General features: G+C 56.2%; 1 protein-coding gene. It reads right to left on the minus strand.

Going from position 1 to position 491, the window contains the following annotated elements; all coding sequences use genetic code 11:
* A partial coding sequence (locus SKC42_RS27465; protein WP_330967373.1) for a hypothetical protein occupies positions 1-313 on the minus strand: 313 nt, incomplete at its 3' end.
* Positions 314-491 lie beyond the last annotated feature (178 nt).

Here is a 491-nt window from a genome sequence, read left to right on the forward strand (position 1 = left end):
CAGAAAACTCGCCCGCACTCTTTCTCAGGCCCCATCCGTCGGCCGGAGTCGCTAACCCAGTTGTTTGCTCCAGCAACTCGACAACGGTGATAGCCGACGCGATAAGTTCCGCCCCACCCAACGCAGCAAACTTGTACTTGCCGACCCACTTCGCAGTAACCCCAAGGTCTGCGGTGATACTGCCCAAATCCGCCAAAGCTAACTCAACATCGCGGGAATCACCGCTGGCAAGATTGTAGGAATGTTCGGCGATGTTACCCAGCGCGGTAATGATCCTAAAACCATCAGCAAGCAACCCCCACGGACTCGACAACTCTCACTCCTCGCACTGATTTGACTGACCAGCCGGCCGAGCTTACTGCATGCGCGGGCTCAACAACACGTCCCACCATCGCACAACACCGCCACCACCAATACGCAAGCACGCCAAAGCCTCCCGCAATACCCTAAATGACGATCACCACCACCACCGACACACATTTTGCGATAAC

It is taken from the genome of Mycobacterium sp. 050134, from assembly GCF_036409085.1.
Classification (GTDB): Bacteria; Actinomycetota; Actinomycetes; order Mycobacteriales; family Mycobacteriaceae; genus Mycobacterium.